General features: G+C 73.5%; 22 protein-coding genes. 4 read left to right on the top strand and 18 right to left on the bottom strand.

From position 1 onward, the window contains the following. Positions 1-42: 42 nt before the first annotated feature. From trpA to hisI, 9 genes are all read right to left on the bottom strand, one after another. A complete protein-coding gene (gene trpA, locus AB0K92_RS19315; protein WP_365924369.1) occupies positions 43-858 on the bottom strand; it encodes a tryptophan synthase subunit alpha in 816 nt (271 codons plus the stop codon). Beyond that, positions 855-2,138, bottom strand: coding sequence for a tryptophan synthase subunit beta (gene trpB / locus AB0K92_RS19310; protein WP_365924367.1), 1,284 nt, complete (start codon positions 2,136-2,138; stop codon positions 855-857). Before trpB ends, trpA begins: the two co-directional genes overlap by 4 nt. 68 nt (positions 2,139-2,206) lie before the next feature. Beyond that, on the bottom strand, positions 2,207-2,419 hold the full coding sequence (locus tag AB0K92_RS19305; RefSeq protein WP_165997571.1) for a tryptophan biosynthesis modulator TrpM: 213 nt from the start codon (positions 2,417-2,419) through the stop codon (positions 2,207-2,209). Between the two features lie 22 nt (positions 2,420-2,441). Next, positions 2,442-3,251, bottom strand: coding sequence for an indole-3-glycerol phosphate synthase TrpC (gene trpC, locus AB0K92_RS19300; RefSeq protein ID WP_165997573.1), 810 nt, complete (start codon positions 3,249-3,251; stop codon positions 2,442-2,444). Positions 3,252-3,389: 138 nt separating this feature from the next. Then, complete coding sequence (locus tag AB0K92_RS19295; RefSeq protein ID WP_365924364.1) at positions 3,390-3,923, bottom strand: DUF2752 domain-containing protein; 534 nt, start codon at positions 3,921-3,923, stop codon at positions 3,390-3,392. A gap of 93 nt (positions 3,924-4,016) precedes the next feature. Beyond that, on the bottom strand, positions 4,017-4,301 hold the full coding sequence (locus AB0K92_RS19290) for an HGxxPAAW family protein (protein WP_365924362.1): 285 nt from the start codon (positions 4,299-4,301) through the stop codon (positions 4,017-4,019). Positions 4,302-4,443: 142 nt separating this feature from the next. After that, positions 4,444-5,094: a TIGR02234 family membrane protein gene (locus AB0K92_RS19285; protein ID WP_365924360.1), complete on the bottom strand. Its 651-nt coding sequence runs from the start codon at positions 5,092-5,094 to the stop codon at positions 4,444-4,446. Positions 5,095-5,154: 60 nt separating this feature from the next. Then, entirely contained in the window at positions 5,155-6,642 is a 1,488-nt protein-coding gene (locus AB0K92_RS19280) for an anthranilate synthase component I (protein ID WP_365924358.1), read from the bottom strand. A gap of 11 nt (positions 6,643-6,653) precedes the next feature. After that, the gene (gene hisI / locus AB0K92_RS19275) at positions 6,654-7,049 is read right to left on the bottom strand and encodes a phosphoribosyl-AMP cyclohydrolase (RefSeq protein ID WP_165997583.1); all 396 of its coding nucleotides are present in this window, start codon (positions 7,047-7,049) and stop codon (positions 6,654-6,656) included. Between the two features lie 140 nt (positions 7,050-7,189). Between hisI and AB0K92_RS19270 the strand changes: the two genes are divergently transcribed. Further along, complete coding sequence (locus AB0K92_RS19270) at positions 7,190-7,825, top strand: TIGR03085 family metal-binding protein (protein ID WP_365924356.1); 636 nt, start codon at positions 7,190-7,192, stop codon at positions 7,823-7,825. Between the two features lie 28 nt (positions 7,826-7,853). Here the strand turns inward: AB0K92_RS19270 and hisF are convergent, their stop codons facing one another. Genes hisF through hisD form a run of 8 tightly spaced genes read right to left on the bottom strand, consistent with a single transcriptional unit; the run spans position 7,854 to position 13,557 of the window. After that, positions 7,854-8,609 (bottom strand): imidazole glycerol phosphate synthase subunit HisF, encoded by a 756-nt coding sequence (gene hisF, locus AB0K92_RS19265; protein ID WP_165997585.1) that lies wholly within the window; start codon positions 8,607-8,609, stop codon positions 7,854-7,856. Continuing rightward, on the bottom strand, positions 8,606-9,010 hold the full coding sequence (locus tag AB0K92_RS19260) for a RidA family protein (protein ID WP_365924354.1): 405 nt from the start codon (positions 9,008-9,010) through the stop codon (positions 8,606-8,608). The genes hisF and AB0K92_RS19260 overlap by 4 nt, the downstream gene beginning before the upstream one ends. Continuing rightward, positions 9,007-9,732 (bottom strand): bifunctional 1-(5-phosphoribosyl)-5-((5-phosphoribosylamino)methylideneamino)imidazole-4-carboxamide isomerase/phosphoribosylanthranilate isomerase PriA, encoded by a 726-nt coding sequence (priA, locus tag AB0K92_RS19255; protein ID WP_365924352.1) that lies wholly within the window; start codon positions 9,730-9,732, stop codon positions 9,007-9,009. The genes AB0K92_RS19260 and priA overlap by 4 nt, the downstream gene beginning before the upstream one ends. 4 nt (positions 9,733-9,736) lie before the next feature. Continuing rightward, complete coding sequence (gene hisH, locus AB0K92_RS19250; protein ID WP_165997592.1) at positions 9,737-10,378, bottom strand: imidazole glycerol phosphate synthase subunit HisH; 642 nt, start codon at positions 10,376-10,378, stop codon at positions 9,737-9,739. After that, positions 10,378-10,542, bottom strand: a complete 165-nt coding sequence (locus AB0K92_RS19245; RefSeq protein WP_165997594.1) for a hypothetical protein — start codon at positions 10,540-10,542, stop codon at positions 10,378-10,380. The genes hisH and AB0K92_RS19245 overlap by 1 nt, the downstream gene beginning before the upstream one ends. Beyond that, positions 10,539-11,132 carry an imidazoleglycerol-phosphate dehydratase HisB gene (hisB, locus tag AB0K92_RS19240; RefSeq protein ID WP_165997596.1) on the bottom strand — a complete coding sequence of 198 codons (594 nt, stop codon included), beginning with the start codon at positions 11,130-11,132 and terminating at the stop codon, positions 10,539-10,541. Before hisB ends, AB0K92_RS19245 begins: the two co-directional genes overlap by 4 nt. Further along, positions 11,129-12,235, bottom strand: a complete 1,107-nt coding sequence (locus AB0K92_RS19235; RefSeq protein ID WP_365924349.1) for a histidinol-phosphate transaminase — start codon at positions 12,233-12,235, stop codon at positions 11,129-11,131. The genes hisB and AB0K92_RS19235 overlap by 4 nt, the downstream gene beginning before the upstream one ends. Further along, a complete protein-coding gene (gene hisD, locus AB0K92_RS19230; RefSeq protein WP_365924348.1) occupies positions 12,232-13,557 on the bottom strand; it encodes a histidinol dehydrogenase in 1,326 nt (441 codons plus the stop codon). Before hisD ends, AB0K92_RS19235 begins: the two co-directional genes overlap by 4 nt. A gap of 176 nt (positions 13,558-13,733) precedes the next feature. Between hisD and AB0K92_RS19225 the strand changes: the two genes are divergently transcribed. From AB0K92_RS19225 to ybaK, 3 genes are all read left to right on the top strand, one after another. Then, on the top strand, positions 13,734-15,314 hold the full coding sequence (locus AB0K92_RS19225; protein WP_365924346.1) for an oxidoreductase: 1,581 nt from the start codon (positions 13,734-13,736) through the stop codon (positions 15,312-15,314). 95 nt (positions 15,315-15,409) lie between these two features. Beyond that, on the top strand, positions 15,410-16,150 hold the full coding sequence (locus tag AB0K92_RS19220; protein WP_365924344.1) for an LON peptidase substrate-binding domain-containing protein: 741 nt from the start codon (positions 15,410-15,412) through the stop codon (positions 16,148-16,150). 13 nt (positions 16,151-16,163) lie between these two features. Continuing rightward, the gene (gene ybaK, locus AB0K92_RS19215) at positions 16,164-16,664 is read left to right on the top strand and encodes a Cys-tRNA(Pro) deacylase (RefSeq protein ID WP_365924342.1); all 501 of its coding nucleotides are present in this window, start codon (positions 16,164-16,166) and stop codon (positions 16,662-16,664) included. Between the two features lie 271 nt (positions 16,665-16,935). Here the strand turns inward: ybaK and AB0K92_RS19210 are convergent, their stop codons facing one another. Then, positions 16,936-17,607 (bottom strand): AAA family ATPase, encoded by a 672-nt coding sequence (locus tag AB0K92_RS19210; RefSeq protein ID WP_365924340.1) that lies wholly within the window; start codon positions 17,605-17,607, stop codon positions 16,936-16,938. Positions 17,608-17,638 lie beyond the last annotated feature (31 nt).

Below are 17,638 nucleotides of genomic sequence, written 5' to 3'. Positions count from 1 at the left end.
TCGAGCGACCCGTACGACGATCGGGTCTGTCACTCCCCGCCGCTACGCCTGCCGGCGCACGCCCTTGGCCAGTTCACCGGCGAGGGCGCGGACGGCCTCGACCCCGGCGGCGTGGTCGGGGGCGTCCAGCATCCGCTTGACGAAGGCGGAGCCGACGATGACCCCGTCGGCGAAGCCGGCGACCTCGGCGGCCTGGGCCGCGTCGGAGACGCCGAGGCCGACGCAGACGGGCAGTTCGGTGGTGGCGCGGGTGCGCTCCACCAGGTTCTGCGCCTGCGCGCCGACCGACTCGCGGGTGCCGGTGACGCCCATCAGGGAGGCGGCGTAGACGAAGCCGCTGCCCGCCGCGGTGATCTCGGCGAGCCGCTGGTCCCTGCTGCTGGGCGCCACCACGAACACGGTCGCGAGGCCGTGCTTCTCGGCGTGCTCGCGCCACAGCGCGGACTCCTGCACGGGCAGGTCGGGCAGGATGCAGCCCGCGCCGCCCGCCTCGGCCAGTTCGGCGGTGAACCGCTCGACGCCGTAGCGGTCGATGGGGTTCCAGTACGTCATGACGAGCACCGGCTTGCCGGTGGCCGCGAACGCCTCGCGGACCGTGCGCATCACGTCGGCGATCCGCACGCCGCCGCGCAGGGCGATGTCGTCGGCGGTCTGGATGACCGGGCCGTCCAGGACGGGATCGCTGTGCGGCAGTCCGACCTCGACGATGTCCGCCCCGCCGTCGAGCACGGCCTTGACCGCGTCGATGCCGCCGTCCACGGTCGGGAAGCCGGCCGGGAGGTAGGCGATGAGGGCGGCGCGGCCCTCGGCCTTCGCCGTGGCGAGGGTGTCGGTCAACAGCCGGATGTTCCCGCTCACTTGGCGTCCCCCTCGATCTCGGCGGTGCCGGAGGCGTCCTCGGCGACCTCGGCGTCGGTGTCGTACAGGCCGAAGTAGCGCGCGGCGGTGTCCATGTCCTTGTCGCCGCGGCCGGACAGGTTGACCACGATCAGCCCGTCCTCGCCGAGTTCCCGGCCGACCTCCAGGGCGCCGGCCAGGGCGTGGGCGCTCTCGATGGCGGGGATGATGCCCTCGGTGCGGGACAGCAGGCGCAGCGCCTGCATGGCCGCGTCGTCGGTGACCGCGCGGTACTCGGCGCGGCCGGTGTCCTTCAGGTAGGAGTGCTCGGGGCCGATGCCCGGGTAGTCCAGGCCGGCCGAGATCGAGTACGGCTCGGTGATCTGGCCCTCGTCGTCCTGCAGGACGTAGGACCGGGAGCCGTGCAGGATGCCGGGCTCGCCCGCGGTCAGGGTGGCCGCGTGCTCGCCGGTCTCGACGCCGTGTCCGGCGGGCTCGCAGCCGATGAGGCGGACGGACTCGTCGGGGATGAAGGCGTGGAACAGGCCGATGGCGTTGGAGCCGCCGCCGACGCAGGCGATGGCGGCGTCGGGCAGGCGTCCGGCGCGCTCCAGGAGCTGGCGGCGGGCTTCGACGCCGATGACGCGGTGGAAGTCGCGGACCATGGCCGGGAAGGGGTGCGGTCCGGCGACGGTGCCGAACAGGTAGTGGGTGTGGTCGACGTTGGCGACCCAGTCGCGGAACGCCTCGTTGATGGCGTCCTTCAGGGTGCGGCTGCCCGACTTCACGGCGATGACCTCGGCGCCGAGCATGCGCATGCGGGCCACGTTCAGGGCCTGGCGCTGGGTGTCGATCTCGCCCATGTAGATCGTGCAGTCGAGGCCGAACAGGGCGCACGCGGTGGCCGTGGCGACGCCGTGCTGGCCGGCGCCGGTCTCGGCGATGACGCGGGTCTTGCCCATGCGCTTGGTGAGCAGGGCCTGGCCGAGCACGTTGTTGATCTTGTGCGAGCCGGTGTGGTTCAGGTCCTCGCGCTTGAGGAAGATCCGGGCGCCGCCGGCCTGCGCGGCGAAGCGGGGGACCTCGGTGAGCGCCGAGGGGCGGCCCGTGTAGTGGACGAGCAGGTCGTCCAGCTCGCGGGCGAACTCGGGGTCGTTCCTGGCCTTGTCGTACTCGACGGCGACCTCGTCCACGGCGGCGACGAGGGCCTCCGGGATGAACTTGCCGCCGAACGCGCCGAAGTAGCCCGCCGCGTTCGGGACCTGGCCCTCCGGGTCGGGGATGAAGAAGGTGCTGGGCATGCTGGAGCCTCACGGTGAGTGTGGTGAAGAGACACTGTCGCCGTGGGGGCGGGGTTGTGGTGTGGGCCTCAGGTCGTCCGTGGCCGGTCGCGCAGGTCCCCGCGCCCCTGGAGGGCGCGCTGCCATCGACGGCCGTTGACCTGGCCGGGCTCGTCACCGATGACGTACCGCACCCGGCGGCCGTGCACCCGGCGGGCGGGCGCGCGGCAGCCCCGGGGGCGGCAGCCGCGCGCGAGGCGGGCGTACCGGTCCGGGACGGCGAGGGTGATCGGGAGCGTCATCGTGGGCCCACTCTAACGAGGTTCAGCTCCGGCCGTGGCGCAGTGCCGGGTGCTCGCCCGCGGCCACCAGGTCGGCGACGGCCGTCTTCGGGTCCTTGCCGGTGACCAGGGACTCGCCGACCAGGACGGCGTCGGCCCCGGCGTTGGCGTAGGCGATGAGGTCGTGCGGGCCGCGGATGCCGGACTCGGCGATCTTGACGATGCTGTCGGGGATCTCCGGGGCCACCCGCTCGAAGGTGGAGCGGTCGACCTCCAGGGTCTTGAGGTTGCGCGCGTTGACGCCGATGACCTTGGCGCCCGCGTCGACCGCGCGCTCGACCTCGTCCTCGTCGTGCACCTCGACGAGGGGCGTGAGCCCGATGGACACCGCGCGCTCGATCAGCGACTCCAGCGCGGGCTGGTCCAGGGCGGCCACGATCAGCAGGGCGAGGTCGGCGCCGTACGCGCGGGCCTCCCACAGCTGGTACGAGGTGACGATGAAGTCCTTGCGCAGGACCGGGATGTCCACCCGGGAGCGGACCGCCTCCAGGTCGGCGAGGGAACCGCCGAAACGGCGCTGCTCGGTGAGGACGGAGATGACGGCCGCGCCGCCCGCCTCGTAGTCCGCGGCGAGTCCGGCGGGGTCGGCGATCGCGGCCAGCGCGCCCTTGGACGGGCTGGAGCGCTTGACCTCGCAGATCACCTTGACGCCGTCGCCCTTGAGCGCGGCGATCCCGTCCTTGGCGGCGGGAGCCTTCGCCGCGCGCTCCTTGAGCTCGTCGAGGCTGACGCGCGCCTGCCGTTCCGCGAGGTCGGCACGGACTCCGTCGATGATCTCGTCGAGCACACTCACGCGAGCGGCCCCCTTCCAGTCGGCTGACTGTCACAGCGGTCGGTCGAAACCTATGGTCACTGCGATGGTATCCGGAGGAGGGCGAAGGCCTCGCATCCGGTTGACGGCGGTCCCACTACCTGGACGTCCGTTCGATGATCAAGGATGCAACCAGCCGCCGAACGGCAGGTTCCGGACAACGGTGAAGACCAGCAGCAACGCGCCGGCCGCCCACAGGTGCGCGGAGCGCGGTTCGAGGCGGAACGGCCGGCCGCGGGCCGCGCGGACCACCCAGATGGTCCACACCACGGCGAACAGCGCGTACCCGGCGACCGCCACCGCGTTGGCCTGCAGCGCGGCCGGGAGATCGCCGTGGACGACGGCGTGGGCGCTGCGCAGTCCGCCGCAGCCTGGGCAGTAGACGCCAGTGAGGCGCAGCAGCGGGCAGGCCGGGTAGTGGCCGGGTTCGTTGGGGTCGACCGCTCCGACGTACGCGAAGGCACCTGCGACGGCCGCGAGCACCGCGGCGGGCACGGCCAGCCGGGCAGCGGTGGACCGGAGAGCGGTGGACCGGGCCGGAGCGGACCGGGCCGCGGGCGACCCGATGGGCCGGGCCGTGGTGGGTGCGGCGGCCGTGGTGGGTGCGGCGGGCCGGGCCGGGGCCGGTGTCGGGGGGCGGCGGTCGGCGGTCATTCCCGCATTGTGCCCCCGCGCGGGTGCGGACGCGCGTGAGGGGCGGCCCGTGGGCCGCCCCTCGACGAAGTCGCTGGTGTGTGCCGCGCCGGATCAGCTCTCGGCGGCGACGGGCTCGCGGGTGGCCGCGGGGGCCTTCTTCCCGGTCGTGGCGCCCTCGGCCATGCGCAGGGGCTGCGCCTTCGGCATGCCCAGGCCCATCGCACGCATCACGCCGCCGACGACACCACCGAGGGCCGCGAGGACCAGGCCGCCGACGACACCCAGCGGGTTGGCCATCACCATGAAGGCACCCGCGACGGTGAAACCGATGAAGGCGATGATGACACCGGTCCAGGCGGCCGGGGTGTGACCGTGCCCGTGGCTGCTGTCCGCCATTGCTTGCTCCTCGTAGCCGTGTACGTGTCCGAGCCTGACGCTCGTCGTCCATTGTCCCGTACGCGCGTGGGTGCCGTGCGCGGGGGTGGCCTCCCGGTGGCGTCTGTTTCGCCACATCCGGCCGGGGGGTCGCCGGGCCGGGTCAGGCCGGGCCGGTGCCGGTCGGGTCCTCGCCGCGGTCCAGGGCCTTCCACAGGTCCTCGGGCCGGTCCGGGTCGACCGCCGGGGCGGCGCGGCGCGGGCGGGGGGCGCCGGAGCGCTCGTAGCGGCCGGACATCGCGGGCCACAGCCGGCCGTAGCGCAGGGCGAGCAGTCCGGCCAGCAGGATCAGGACGCCGCCGGCGGCCGCGACGTACGGCCACGCGGTGTGGCTGAGCGCGTGGACGGTGGCGGAGGTGTCGCCGGAGGCGCGGGCGGCCCGCTCGTCGAGCGCGGTGGTGTCGGAGGCGCCGAGCAGGGCGGCCACGACGATGCCGGCGCCGGAGAGCGTGAGCAGCGCGGCGACCACGAGGCGGCCGGCGCGGCGGACGGCGAACACGGCGACGAGCGCGGCGAGGCCCACGACGGCCAGGGCCGCGGGGACGCCGGTCACGTCACTGCCGCGGGCGGTCAGGGGGAAGGAGCCGCCCGCCACCGTCGCGGTGCCCTGCGACCACTGCTGGCGGGTGGCCAGCAGCGCCACGGCCGCGCCGAGCGCGCCGCACAGCAGCGCGAGGGCGAGGCTGCGGCGTCCGGCGCGCGCGGACGGTGCGGCTTCGGGACGGGGGTGAGGTACGGCAGTCACGTACTCCACTATCGCCTGAGCCCCGGGCGGACCGTCACCCGGGGCCGACGTGATCCGTGCCCTACCTGCTCACCGGCTCCGTGCGCCGAGCCGGTTGGCGGTGTGGACGGCCCGCAGGACCGCCGCCGCCTTGTTGCGGCACTCGGTGTCCTCGGCGACCGGGTCGGAGTCGGCGACGACGCCGGCGCCCGCCTGGACGTAGGCGGTGCCGTCGCGCAGCAGGGCGGTGCGGATGGCGATGGCGGTGTCGGAGTCGCCCGCGAAGTCGAGGTAGCCGACGCAGCCGCCGTACAGGCCGCGCCGGGACGGCTCCAGCTCGTCGATGATCTGCATCGCGCGCGGCTTCGGCGCGCCGGAGAGGGTGCCGGCCGGGAAGCAGGCGGTGAGCACGTCGAACGCGGTGCGGCCGGCGGCGACCTTGCCGGTGACCGTGGAGACGATGTGCATCACGTGCGAGTACCGCTCGATGGACATGAAGTCGACGACCTCGACCGAGCCCGGTTCGCAGACCCGGCCCAGGTCGTTGCGGCCGAGGTCGACGAGCATCAGGTGCTCGGCGCGCTCCTTGGGGTCGGCGAGCAGTTCCTCGGCGAGGGCCTGGTCCTCCCGCGGGGTGGCGCCGCGGTGCCGGGTGCCCGCGATGGGGTGCACCATGGCCCGCCCGTCCTCGACCTTGACCAGCGCCTCCGGGGAGGAGCCGACGACGTCGAAGCCGTCGAAGCGGAACAGGTACATGTACGGCGACGGGTTCGTCGCCCGCAGCACCCGGTAGACGTCGAGGGCGCTCGCCGTGCAGGGCGTCTCGAACCGCTGGGAGGGCACCACCTGGAAGGCCTCGCCCGCGCGGATGCGTTCCTTGATGTCCTCGACGGCGGCCTGGTACGCGGGGCCGCCCCAGCGCGCGGTGTACTCGGGCAGCTCGGAGGGCGGCAGCACGGCGGGCGGCTGGGCGACCGCGCGGGACAGGTCGGCCTCCATGGCGTCGAGGCGGGCGACCGCGTCCGTGTAGGCCTCGTCGACGCCGGTGTCCAGGTCGTTGTGGTTGATCGCGTTGGCGATCAGCAGGACCGAGCCCTCCCAGTGGTCCATCACGGCGAGGTCGCTGGTGAGGAGCATGGTCAGCTCGGGCAGCCGCAGGTCGTCGCGCCCGCCGGGGCCGATCTTCTCCAGGCGGCGCACGATGTCGTAGCCGAGGTAGCCGACCATGCCGCCGGTGAACGGGGGCAGGCCCTCCTGGTGCGGGGTGTGCAGCGCCTCGATGGTGGCGCGCAGGGCGGCGAGCGGGTCGCCGTCGACCGGGACGCCGACGGGCGGGGCGCCCAGCCAGTGGGCGCGGCCGTCGCGCTCGGTGAGGGTGGCGGCGGAGCGGACGCCGACGAAGGAGTAGCGGGACCACGAGCGGCCGTTCTCCGCGGACTCCAGGAGGAAGGTGCCGGGGCGCTCGGCGGCGAGCTTGCGGTAGAGCGCGACCGGGGTGTCGCCGTCGGCGAGGAGCTTGCGGGTGACGGGGATGACGCGGCGGTCGGTGGCGAGCTTGCGGAAGGTCTCGAGGTCCATGGCGGCCGACCTTACTGATCCGAGGCCGGCGCGCCGGCGTCCTTGAGCAGCACGTCCTCGTCGAAGCAGGTGCGGGCGCCGGTGTGGCAGGCGGCGCCGACCTGGTCGACCTTGACGAGCACGGTGTCCGCGTCGCAGTCCAGGGCGACGGACTTCACCCACTGGACGTGGCCGGAGGTGTCGCCCTTGACCCAGTACTCCTGGCGGCTGCGCGACCAGTAGGTGCAGCGGCCGGTGGTCAGGGTGCGGTGCAGCGCCTCGTCGTCCATCCAGCCGAGCATGAGCACCTCTCCGGTGTCGTACTGCTGGGCGATGGCGGGCAGGAGACCGTCGGCGCTGCGCTTGAGGCGCGCGGCGATCTCGGGGTCCAGGCTGCTGGGCCTGCTGGGCGGAGGCGTGCTGGTCATGGGTGCCATTGTGCCGCGCGGGAGCGGCACTCCCGGCCCGCTGTCCACCAGATGAGCGGGGCGGCGCGCAGCGCCTGGACGAGGGGCGGTGGCCGGGCGACGGGTGGGCGGACCGGGACTGCGGTCGTAGGCTGAACCGCATGTCGACCTTTGCCAAGCGTGAACGGCTACTTCTCGCCGAGCTCTTGGAGACCGCGGGCCCGGAGGCTCCCACCCTGTGCGAGGGCTGGCGGACCCGGGACCTCGCCGCGCACGTGGTGGTGCGCGAGCGCCGCCCGGACGCGGCCGGCGGTCTGCTGATCAAACAGCTCGCCCCCCGCCTGGACAAGGTGATGGAGGAGTTCGCGGCGAAGCCGTACGAGGAGCTGATCCAGCTCATCCGCAACGGTCCGCCGCGTTTCTCGCCGTTCGCCCTCAAGCAGATCGACGAGATGTCCAACACGGTCGAGTTCTACGTCCACGCGGAGGACGTCCGCCGCGCCCAGCCGGAGTGGTCGGCGCGGACGCTCGACCCGGTCTTCCAGGACGCCCTGTGGTCCCGGCTGGAGCGCACGGCCCGGCTGATGGGCCGTGGCTCCCCCACCGGCCTGGTGCTGCGCCGCCCCGACGGCCGGACCGCCGTCGCCCACCGGGGCACCCCGGTCGTGACGGTGACCGGCGAGCCGTCCGAGCTGCTGCTGTTCCTCTACGGCCGGCAGAGCGCGGCCAAGGTGGACCTGGACGGCGACGCGGACGCGATCGAGCGCCTGCACGACAGCAAGCAGCTGGGCATCTGAAACGGTCGCAGCGGCGCCCCGTGCCGGGTCAGCGGACGGGGTGCCCGGCTTCCCTCAGGGTCTGCTTGACCTCGCCGATGCGCAGGTCGCCGAAGTGGAAGACGGAGGCCGCGAGGACCGCGTCCGCGCCGGCCTCGACGGCGGGCGGGAAGTCGGCGAGCCGGCCGGCGCCGCCGGAGGCGATGACGGGGACCGTGACGTGCTTGCGCACGGCGCGGATCATCTCCAGGTCGTAGCCGTCCTTGGTGCCGTCGGCGTCCATCGAGTTCAGCAGGATCTCGCCCGCGCCCAGCTCGGCGGCCCGGTGCGCCCACTCGACGGCGTCGATGCCGGTGCCGCGCCGGCCGCCGTGGGTGGTGACCTCGAAGGAGCCCGACTCGGTGCGGCGGGCGTCCACGGACAGGACGAGGACCTGCCGGCCGAAGCGCTCGGCGATCTCCCGGATCAGGTCCGGGCGGGCGATGGCGGCGGTGTTCACGCCGACCTTGTCCGCGCCGGCCCGCAGCAGCCTGTCCACGTCCTCGGCCGTGCGCACGCCGCCGCCCACGGTGAGCGGGATGAAGACCTGCTCGGCGGTGCGGCGCACCACGTCGTAGGTCGTCTCGCGGTTGCCGGAGGACGCGGTGATGTCCAGGAACGTCAGCTCGTCGGCGCCCTCGGCGTCGTACACCTTCGCCATCTCGACGGGGTCGCCCGCGTCGCGCAGGTTCTGGAAGTTGACGCCCTTGACGACCCGGCCGTTGTCCACGTCCAGGCAGGGGATGACTCGGACCGCCAGGGTCATGACTGCTCGGCTCCTCTGAATGCCTCTACTTCGACCTCGACCAGGATGCGCGGGTCCACGAAGCCCTCCACCACCAGGAGGGTGGACACCGGACGTACCGTGCCGAAGATTTCCTTGTGGGCGCGGCCCACCTCGTCCACGTCCCGGGCGTGCGTCAGGTACATCCGGGTGCGGATCACGGACTCGACGCCGAGCCCGAGTTCACCGATCGCCTCCAGGGCGCTGGTGAAGGCCACCTTGGCCTGTTCGTACGGGTCGCCCTCGCCGTACAGCACGTCGCCCTTGAAGGACGTGGTGCCGCCGACGAGGACGCGGTCGCCCGCCGCGACGGCGCGTGCGAAACCGAAGGACTCTTCCCAGGGACTTCCGCTCTGCACACGCCGCACGGCTTCGGACGTCATGACGACACTGCCTCCAGGGCCTCTTCCAGGGTGAACGCCTTCGCGTACAGCGCCTTCCCGACGATGGCGCCCTCGACACCGAGCGGGACCAGCTCGGAGATCGCGCGCAGGTCGTCCAGGGAGGAGACGCCGCCGGAGGCCACCACCGGGCGGTCGGTGGCCGCGCAGACGTTCTTCAGCAGGTCCAGGTTGGGGCCCTGGAGGGTGCCGTCCTTGGCGATGTCGGTGACGACGTACCGCGCGCAGCCCTCCTTGTTGAGGCGGTCCAGCGTCTCGTAGAGGTCGCCGCCGTCGCGGGTCCAGCCCCGGCCGCGCAGGGTGGTGCCCCGCACGTCCAGGCCCACCGCGATCTTGTCGCCGTGCTCGGCGATGACCTTGGCGACCCACTCGGGGGTCTCCAGGGCGGCCGTGCCGAGGTTGACGCGGGTGCAGCCGGTGGCGAGCGCGGCGGCCAGGGAGGCGTCGTCACGGATGCCGCCGGACAGCTCCACCTTGATGTCCATCGCCTTCGTCACCTCGGCGATCAGCTCCCGGTTGTCGCCGGTGCCGAAGGCCGCGTCCAGGTCGACCAGGTGCAGCCACTCGGCGCCCGCGCGCTGCCAGGCGAGGGCGGCCTCCAGCGGGGAGCCGTAGGAGGTCTCGGTGCCGGACTCGCCGTGCACGAGGCGGACGGCCTGGCCGTCGCGGACGTCGACGGCGGGGAGCAGTTCGAGCTTGGCCATGTCTCTACAGGGTTCCGATCCAGTTGGTGAGCAGCTGCGCGCCGGCGTCGCCGGACTTCTCGGGGTGGAACTGCGTGGCCCACAGGGCGCCGTTCTCCACGGCGGCCACGAAGGGCTTGCCGTGGGTGGACCAGGTGACCTTGGGGGCCGCCATCGCCGGGTTGTGGGCCTCCAGCGTCCAGTCGTGGACGGCGTAGGAGTGCACGAAGTAGAACCGGGCGTCCGCGTCCAGGCCGGCGAACAGCTCGGAGCCGGCGGGCGCGTCGACGGTGTTCCAGCCCATGTGGGGCACGACGTCGGCCTGGAGCGGCTCGACGCTGCCGGGCCACTCGTCGAGGCCGTCGGTCTCCACACCGTGCTCGATGCCCCGCGCGAACAGGATCTGCATGCCGACGCAGATGCCCATCACGGGCCGCCCGCCGGCCAGCCGGCGTTCGATGATCCAGTCGCCGCGCGCCTCCTTCAGGCCGGCCATGCAGGCGGCGAAGGCGCCGACGCCGGGGACCAGCAGGCCGTCGGCGTTCATGGCCTTGTCGTAGTCGCGGGTGATCTCGACGTCGGCTCCCGCGCGGGCCAGGGCGCGCTCGGCGGAGCGGACGTTGCCGAAGCCGTAGTCGAAGACGACGACCTTCTTGGCGGTGCTCATCAGTTCCACACCTCCAGCCGCATGACGCCGGCGACGAGGCACATCGCGGCGCCGATGGACAGCAGCACGATCAGGCTCGTGGGCATCTTCTGCTTGACGAAGGAGATGATCCCGCCGATCAGGAAGAGACCGACGACGATCAGGACGGTCGACAATCCGTTCACAGCGCACCCTTCGTGGACGGCAGGATCCCCGCCGCGCGGGGGTCGCGCTCCGAGGCGTAGCGCAGGGCGCGGGCGAGCGCCTTGAACTGGCACTCCACGATGTGGTGCGCGTTACGGCCGTACGGCACGTGGACGTGCAGCGCGATCTGGGCCTGGGCGACGAAGGACTCCAGGATGTGCCGGGTCATCGTGGTGTCGTACTCGCCGATCATCGGCGCCATCTTCTCGGGCTCGGTGTGCACGAGGTACGGGCGGCCGGACAGGTCGACGGTGACCTGGGCGAGGGACTCGTCCAGCGGGACGGTGCAGTTGCCGAAGCGGTAGATGCCCACCTTGTCGCCGAGAGCCTGCCGGAAGGCGGCGCCCAGCGCGAGGGCGGTGTCCTCGATGGTGTGGTGGGAGTCGATGTGCAGGTCGCCCTCGGTCTTCACGGTGAGGTCGAACAGACCGTGCCGGCCGAGCTGGTCCAGCATGTGGTCGTAGAAGCCGACACCGGTGGAGATATCGGTCTTCCCGGTGCCGTCGAGGTCTATCTCGACGAGGACCGAGGTCTCCTTGGTCGTACGCTCCACGCGTCCCACGCGGTTCATGCGTTCATCTCCTTCTTCAGCTCACGGACCGCGTCGAGGAACGCGTCGTTCTCCTCCGGGGTGCCCGCGGTGACGCGCAGCCACCCCGGTACGCCGTTGTCCCGGACCAGGACGCCCCGGTCGAGGATGCGGCGCCAGGCCAGGTGGGCGTCGGCGAACCGGCCGAACTGGACGAAGTTCGCGTCGGACTCGGTCACCTCGTAGCCGATCGCCTTCAGCTCGCCGACCAGCCGGTCCCGCTCGGCCTTCAGCTGCTCGACATAGCCGAGGAGGGTGTCGGTGTGCTCCAGGGCGGCCAGCGCGGTCGCCTGGGTGACGGCCGACAGGTGGTACGGCAGCCGGACCAGCTGGACGGCGTCCACGACGGCCGGGTGCGCGGCGAGATAGCCGAGGCGCAGGCCGGCCGCGCCGAACGCCTTGGACATGGTGCGGGAGATCACCAGGTGCGGGCGGCCGTCGAGCAGCGGCAGCAGCGAGTCGCCGTGGCTGAACTCGACGTACGCCTCGTCCACGACCACCATCGACGGCTTGGCCGCCTGCGCGGCCTCGTACAGCGCGAGGACCGTGTCGGCCGGGACCGCGTTGCCGGTGGGGTTGTTGGGGGTGGTGATGAAGACGACGTCCGGCCGGTGCTCGGCGATGGCCTTCCCGGCCGCCGCGAGGTCGATGGTGAAGTCGTCGCCGCGGGGGCCGGAGATCCAGCCCGTGCCCGTGCCGCGCGCGATGAGCGCGTGCATCGAGTACGACGGCTCGAAGCCGATCGCGGTGCGGCCGGGGCCGCCGAAGGTCTGGAGCAGCTGCTGGAGGACCTCGTTGGAGCCGTTGGCCGCCCAGACGTTCGCCGGGCCGACCGCGTACCCGGAGGTCTTCGTCAGGTACTCGGCGAGCCGGGTGCGCAGCTCGACCGCGTCCCGGTCCGGGTAGCGGTTGAGGTCGCGGGCCGCCGCGCGCACCCGCTCGGCGATCCGCTCGACCAGCGGCTCGGGCAGCGGGTAGGGGTTCTCGTTGGTGTTCAGCCGTACCGGGACGTCGAGCTGGGGCGCGCCGTAGGGGGACTTGCCGCGCAGCTCGTCCCGGACGGGAAGATCGTCGATGCCGGTCACTTGCCCTGAGGAACCTTCCAGTCGAACCGGGCCTTGATCGCCGCGCCGTGCGCGGGCAGGTCCTCCGCCTCCGCCAGCGTCACCACGTGGTGGGCCACCTCGGCGAGGGCGTCGCGGGTGTAGTCCACGATGTGGATGCCGCGCAGGAAGGACTGGACGGACAGGCCCGAGGAGTGGCAGGCGCAGCCGCCGGTGGGCAGGACGTGGTTGGAGCCCGCGGCGTAGTCGCCGAGCGAGACCGGGGCCCAGGGGCCGATGAAGATCGCGCCCGCGTTGCGGACGCGTTCGGCCACGGCGGCGGCGTCGGCGGTCTGGATCTCCAGGTGCTCGGCGCCGTACGCGTCGACCACCCGCAGGCCCTCCTCGACGCCGTCGACCAGCACGATCGCGGACTGTGTGCCCTTCAGGGCGGGCACGATCCGGTCGTCGATGTGCTTGGTGGCGGCGACCTGGGTCTCCAGCTCGCGCTCGACGGCATCGGCCAGCTCGACGGAGTCGGTGACCAGGACGGCGGCGGCCAGCGGGTCGTGCTCGGCCTGGCTGATCAGGTCGGCGGCGACGTGCACCGGGTCGGCCGTGGCGTCGGCCAGGACCGCGATCTCGGTCGGGCCGGCCTCGGCGTCGATGCCGATCTTGCCGGTGAAGTAGCGCTTGGCGGCGGCGACCCAGATGTTGCCGGGGCCGGTGACCATGTTGGCGGGCGGGCAGGACTCGGTGCCGTGGGCGAACATCGCGACGGCGGTCGCGCCGCCCGCGGCGTACACCTCGTCGACGCCGAGCAGCGCGCACGCGGCGAGGATCGTCGGGTGCGGCAGGCCGCCGAACTCGGCCTGGGCCGGGGAGGCGAGCGCGATGGACTCGACGCCGGCCTCCTGGGCCGGGACGACGTTCATGACCACGGAGGACGGGTACACCGAGCGGCCGCCCGGCGCGTACAGGCCGACGCGGTCGACCGGCACCCACTTCTCGGTGACCGTGCCGCCGGGCACGACCTGGGTGGTGTGGGTCTCACGCCGCTGGGCGCGGTGGACGAGCCGGGCGCGGCGGATGGACTCCTCCAGGGCCGCGCGCACGGCCGGATCCAGTTCCTCCAGGGCGCGGGTGAGCGCCGCGGCCGGGACCCGGACCTGGTCGAGCTTGACGCCGTCGAACTTCTCGGCGAAGTCGATCAGCGCCGCGTCCCCGCGATGATGCACGGCCTCGCAGATCGGACGCACCTTCTCCAGGGCGGCCGCTACGTCGAAGTCGGCTCGGGGCAGCAGGTCGCGCAGGGCGGGACCCTCCGGGAGGGCGTCGCCGCGCAGATCGATTCGGGAGATCACAGGCTCAATTCTCGCAGACCGGTGACGGCGGTCGTCCGCGCGTATCAATGGCTGATACAGAACGCGTCGCGGACCCGGAAGATCCCCCTCACTATTCGTGTTCCTTCGGTCACACAGCGGGCATGAACGCTGTACGAGGGACGAACCGGCGAGTATCCGGGGAGGCAGGGACAACTGTGACCGAAGGGGCCGCTCCGCGCGCCGAGGACATCCCGGACGAGCTGACCGCCGCGGAGGCCGGCATGTGGCAGGCCTTCCGCGACGGCGCGGTGTACGACCTGCGCAGCGGGGACCCGGCCGTCGACGATCCGCACGGCGTGCATCCCTGGGGGCCGGAGCGGACCGTGCGGGCCCGCGTCGTGTGCTGGCTGCTGCTGGACGGCCCGCCCGCGCTGGCCGGCCGGGTGGCCTCGCTGAAGCTGACCGGGATCCAGATCAGCGGCTCCATCGACCTCGCGGGCGGCACGGTGGTGCCGTACGTCGAGCTGACCGGCTGCCGCTTCGAGCAGGAGGTGCGGCTGCCCGAGGCGCGGTTCACGACGGTGCGGCTGGTCAACTGCGCGGTGCCCCGGCTGGAGGCGGCCCGGGTGCACACCGAGGGCGATCTGCATCTGCCGCGCTGCCGGTTCCACGGCGGGATACGGCTCACCGACGCGCAGATCGGCACCGACCTGCTGCTCAACCAGGCGGTCGTGTACCGCGACCGCGGCGGCCGCTCCATCGCGGGGGACGGCATGAACGTCGGGCAGGACCTCCAGGCCGAGCTGCTGGAGTCGCACGGCGAGCTGAGCCTGCGCAGCGCCACCGTCGGGGTCTCGCTGAGCCTGCGCGGCGCCCGGCTGCGCAACCCGTACGGCAGGCTGGCGCTGAACGCGCCGCAGCTGACCGTCGAGCGCACCCTGTACCTGACCCCGGCGGGCCTCGGCGGCCTCCAGCTCAGCGGGCGCACGCCCGCGCAGGGCACCCGGGTGCAGCGGTTCGAGTGCCAGGGCGGGCTGCGGCTGGACGACGGCCGGTTCGGGGACGCGGTGGACTTCGAGAGCGCCCGGCTCGTCCTCACCGACGACCAGGAGCTGTCGCTGCGCCGGATCCAGGTGCCCGAGCTGCGCTTCCTCGGGGAGCGCCCGCAGCGGGGCAGGGTGGTGCTGTCCGGGGCGCGCATCGTCAACCTCGTGGACCGGGCGAGCAGCTGGCCCGGCCCCGGCCGGCTGCACATGCCGGGCTTCACCTACGAGAACCTGGTCCCGCAGGGCCCGTTCCCGCTGGCCGAGCGGCTGGAGTGGGTGGCCGCGGCGACCGCCGAGTACAACCCGGACCCGTACGAGCGGCTGGCGGCGGTGCTGCGGGCCGGCGGCGAGGACGAGGACGCCCGCGAGGTGCTGCTCGCCAAGCAGCGCCGGCGCCGCGAGACGCTGCCGCCGGCCGCGAAGCTGTGGGGGTACGCGCAGGACTGGACGGTGGCCTACGGCTACCGGCCGGGGCGCGCGGCGGTGTGGATGGCGGTGCTGTGGGCGGCGGGCTCGCTGGCCTTCGCCTCCGCCGGGCGCCCGGAGACCGGCGGCACCGCCGCGCAACCGCCGTGGAACCCGGCCCTGTTCGCCCTGGACCTCCTGCTGCCCGTCATCGACCTCGGCCACGCGGGCGGCTGGCAGCTGCGCGGCGGCTGGCAGTGGCTGGGCGCGGCGCTGGTGCTGCTCGGCTGGGTGCTGGCCACGACGGTGGCGGCGGGGGCGACGCGGCTGCTGCGCCGCAATTAGCGGACGTCCGGCTCCGCTCGGGGCGGCACCCGGAGGCGTGCGGTCTGCGGGCTGGGCGGACACGCCGGTGCCGGCGACCATTAGGCTCTGGGGTCGTGACCACCGTCCGGCTGCCGCTCTTCCCCCTGAACTCGGTGTTGTTCCCGGGACTCGTCCTCCCGCTGAACGTCTTCGAGGAGCGCTATCGCGCCATGATGCGCGCGCTGCTGAAGACCCCCGAGGACGAACCGCGACGTTTCGCCGTCGTGGCGATCCGCGACGGCCACGAGGTCGCTCCGAGCGCGCCCGGGATGCCCGATCCGACGTCCGTGCCGGAGCGCGGGCCCGCCGCCGGGTTCGGCACGGACCCGGCGAAGGCCTTCCACGGCGTTGGCTGTGTGGCCGACGCCGCCACCATCCGGGAGCGGCCCGACGGCACCTTCGAGGTGCTGGCGACCGGGACGACCCGGGTGCGGCTGCTGTCGGTGGACGCCTCGGGGCCGTACCTCACCGCCGAGCTGGAGACGCTGCCCGAGGAGCCCGGCGACGAGGCGGGGGCGCTGGCCGAGGGGGTGCTGCGGGCGTTCCGGCAGTACCAGAAGCGTCTGGCGGGCGCGCGGGAGCGCTCGCTGGCGACCGGCGCGGACCTGCCGGACGAGCCGTCCGTGGTGTCGTACCTGGTGGCGGCGGCGATGATGCTGGACGTCCCGACCAAGCAGCGGCTGCTCCAGGCGCCGGACACCGCGTCCCGGCTGCGCGACGAGCTGACACTCCTGCGCACCGAGACGGCGATCATCCGTACGCTGCCGTCGCTGCCCGCGGCGGAGCTGACCCGCGGGCCGACGAGTCTGAACTAGAGGCCGGGAGCCGATGGCGAAGAAATCGAGGAAGCAGCAGCCGGGCGGCACGCCCGCGACGGTCGCGCTGACCGCGGCGGGCGTCGCGTACACGGTGCACGCCTACGAGCACGACCCGTCCCACCCGTCCTACGGCGAGGAGGCGGCCGAGGCGATGGGCGTCTCCCCTGACCGGGTCTTCAAGACCCTGGTCGCGGACGTGGACGGCAGCCTCACCGTGGCCGTCGTGCCGGTGGCGGGCCAGCTCGACCTGAAGGCCCTCGCGGCGGCGGTCGGCGGCAAACGCGCGACGATGGCCGACCCCGCCCTGGCCGAGCGCACCACGGGCTACGTCCGCGGCGGCATCTCGCCGCTCGGCCAGCGCAAGAAGCTCCCGACGGTCCTCGACGCCTCCGCCTCCGCCCACGCCACGATCTGCGTCTCGGCCGGCCGCCGCGGTCTGGAGGTCGAGCTCGCGCCCGGGGACCTGGCCGCCCTCACCGACGCGACGCTGGCTCCGATCGGCCGGGCGTAGCGGCCGGCGGGCCCGCGGGTTCCGCGGACCTGCGGGTTCCGCGGATTCGCGGGCTCCGGGGGCCGGCGGCTCCACGGACCTGCGGCTTCCGCGGACCGGCGGGCTCCACGGACCTGCGGCTTCCGCGGACCGGCGGGCTCCACGGACCTGCGGGTTCTGCGGACCGGCGGGCTCCACGGACCTACGGCTTCCACGGACCGGCGGGCTCCACGGACCTACGGCTTCCGCGCCTGCGGGTCCCGTCGGCCCGTGGCCGCCGGTGCGGCACGGCTCAGTGCGGCGCCGGTTTCCCGGGGTACGGCTGCGGTTCCGGGTCACGGGGTCCCAAGAGGGCCGTCAGGCCGAGGTGGACGAGGAGCGCGCCTATGGACCAGGTGAGCAGCGCGCCCTTCGCCGCCAGCTTGAGCGGGGCGGAGAACGCCACGCCCCGGCCCGCCTCCTTGGCGTGGGCGAGGACGTCCTGGGCCGGGCCGAGCCAGACGCCGACGCGCCAGGCGAGCAGCGATCCGAGGAGGCCGCCGAGGCCGAGGGCCACCACGACGGGCACGCCCCCGCGCCGGCGCAGCAGGAAGACCAGGAGACCGCTGAGCGCACCGAAGGCCAGCGCGAGCAGGGTGAACGTTCCGTCGACCCCGGCGGCCTGCTCCCCCTCGGTGTCCCGGACGTAGACCACCCAGCGCCCGTCCACCACGTCCCCGACCAGCGGCACGCGCGGCGCCAGCCAGTTCCACGCCAGGCCGAGCAGCACTCCGCCGAGCGCCAGCGCCACCGTGATGACGGCGGCCTCGCGCACCTCGGTCCTCGTCCCGGGGCCGTCCTGTCCCGGCCCGCCGTGGGCTCCGTACGCGGTACCCCCGTACGTCCCGCCGGCGGCCGACGGCGGCCACTGCCGGTGCGCGGACGGTTCTTGGGGCGGCGGAGGGGGAGTCAACGGTGCTGTCACCCTGACATCGTGCCAGGCGCGCGCACCGCAC

Origin of the sequence: Streptomyces sp. NPDC052687 (assembly GCF_040678395.1) — a bacterium.
Taxonomy (GTDB): domain Bacteria; phylum Actinomycetota; class Actinomycetes; order Streptomycetales; family Streptomycetaceae; genus Streptomyces.
The sequence above is the reverse complement of the archived record's forward strand: the minus strand, read 5'-3'. Positions and strand labels throughout refer to the sequence as shown.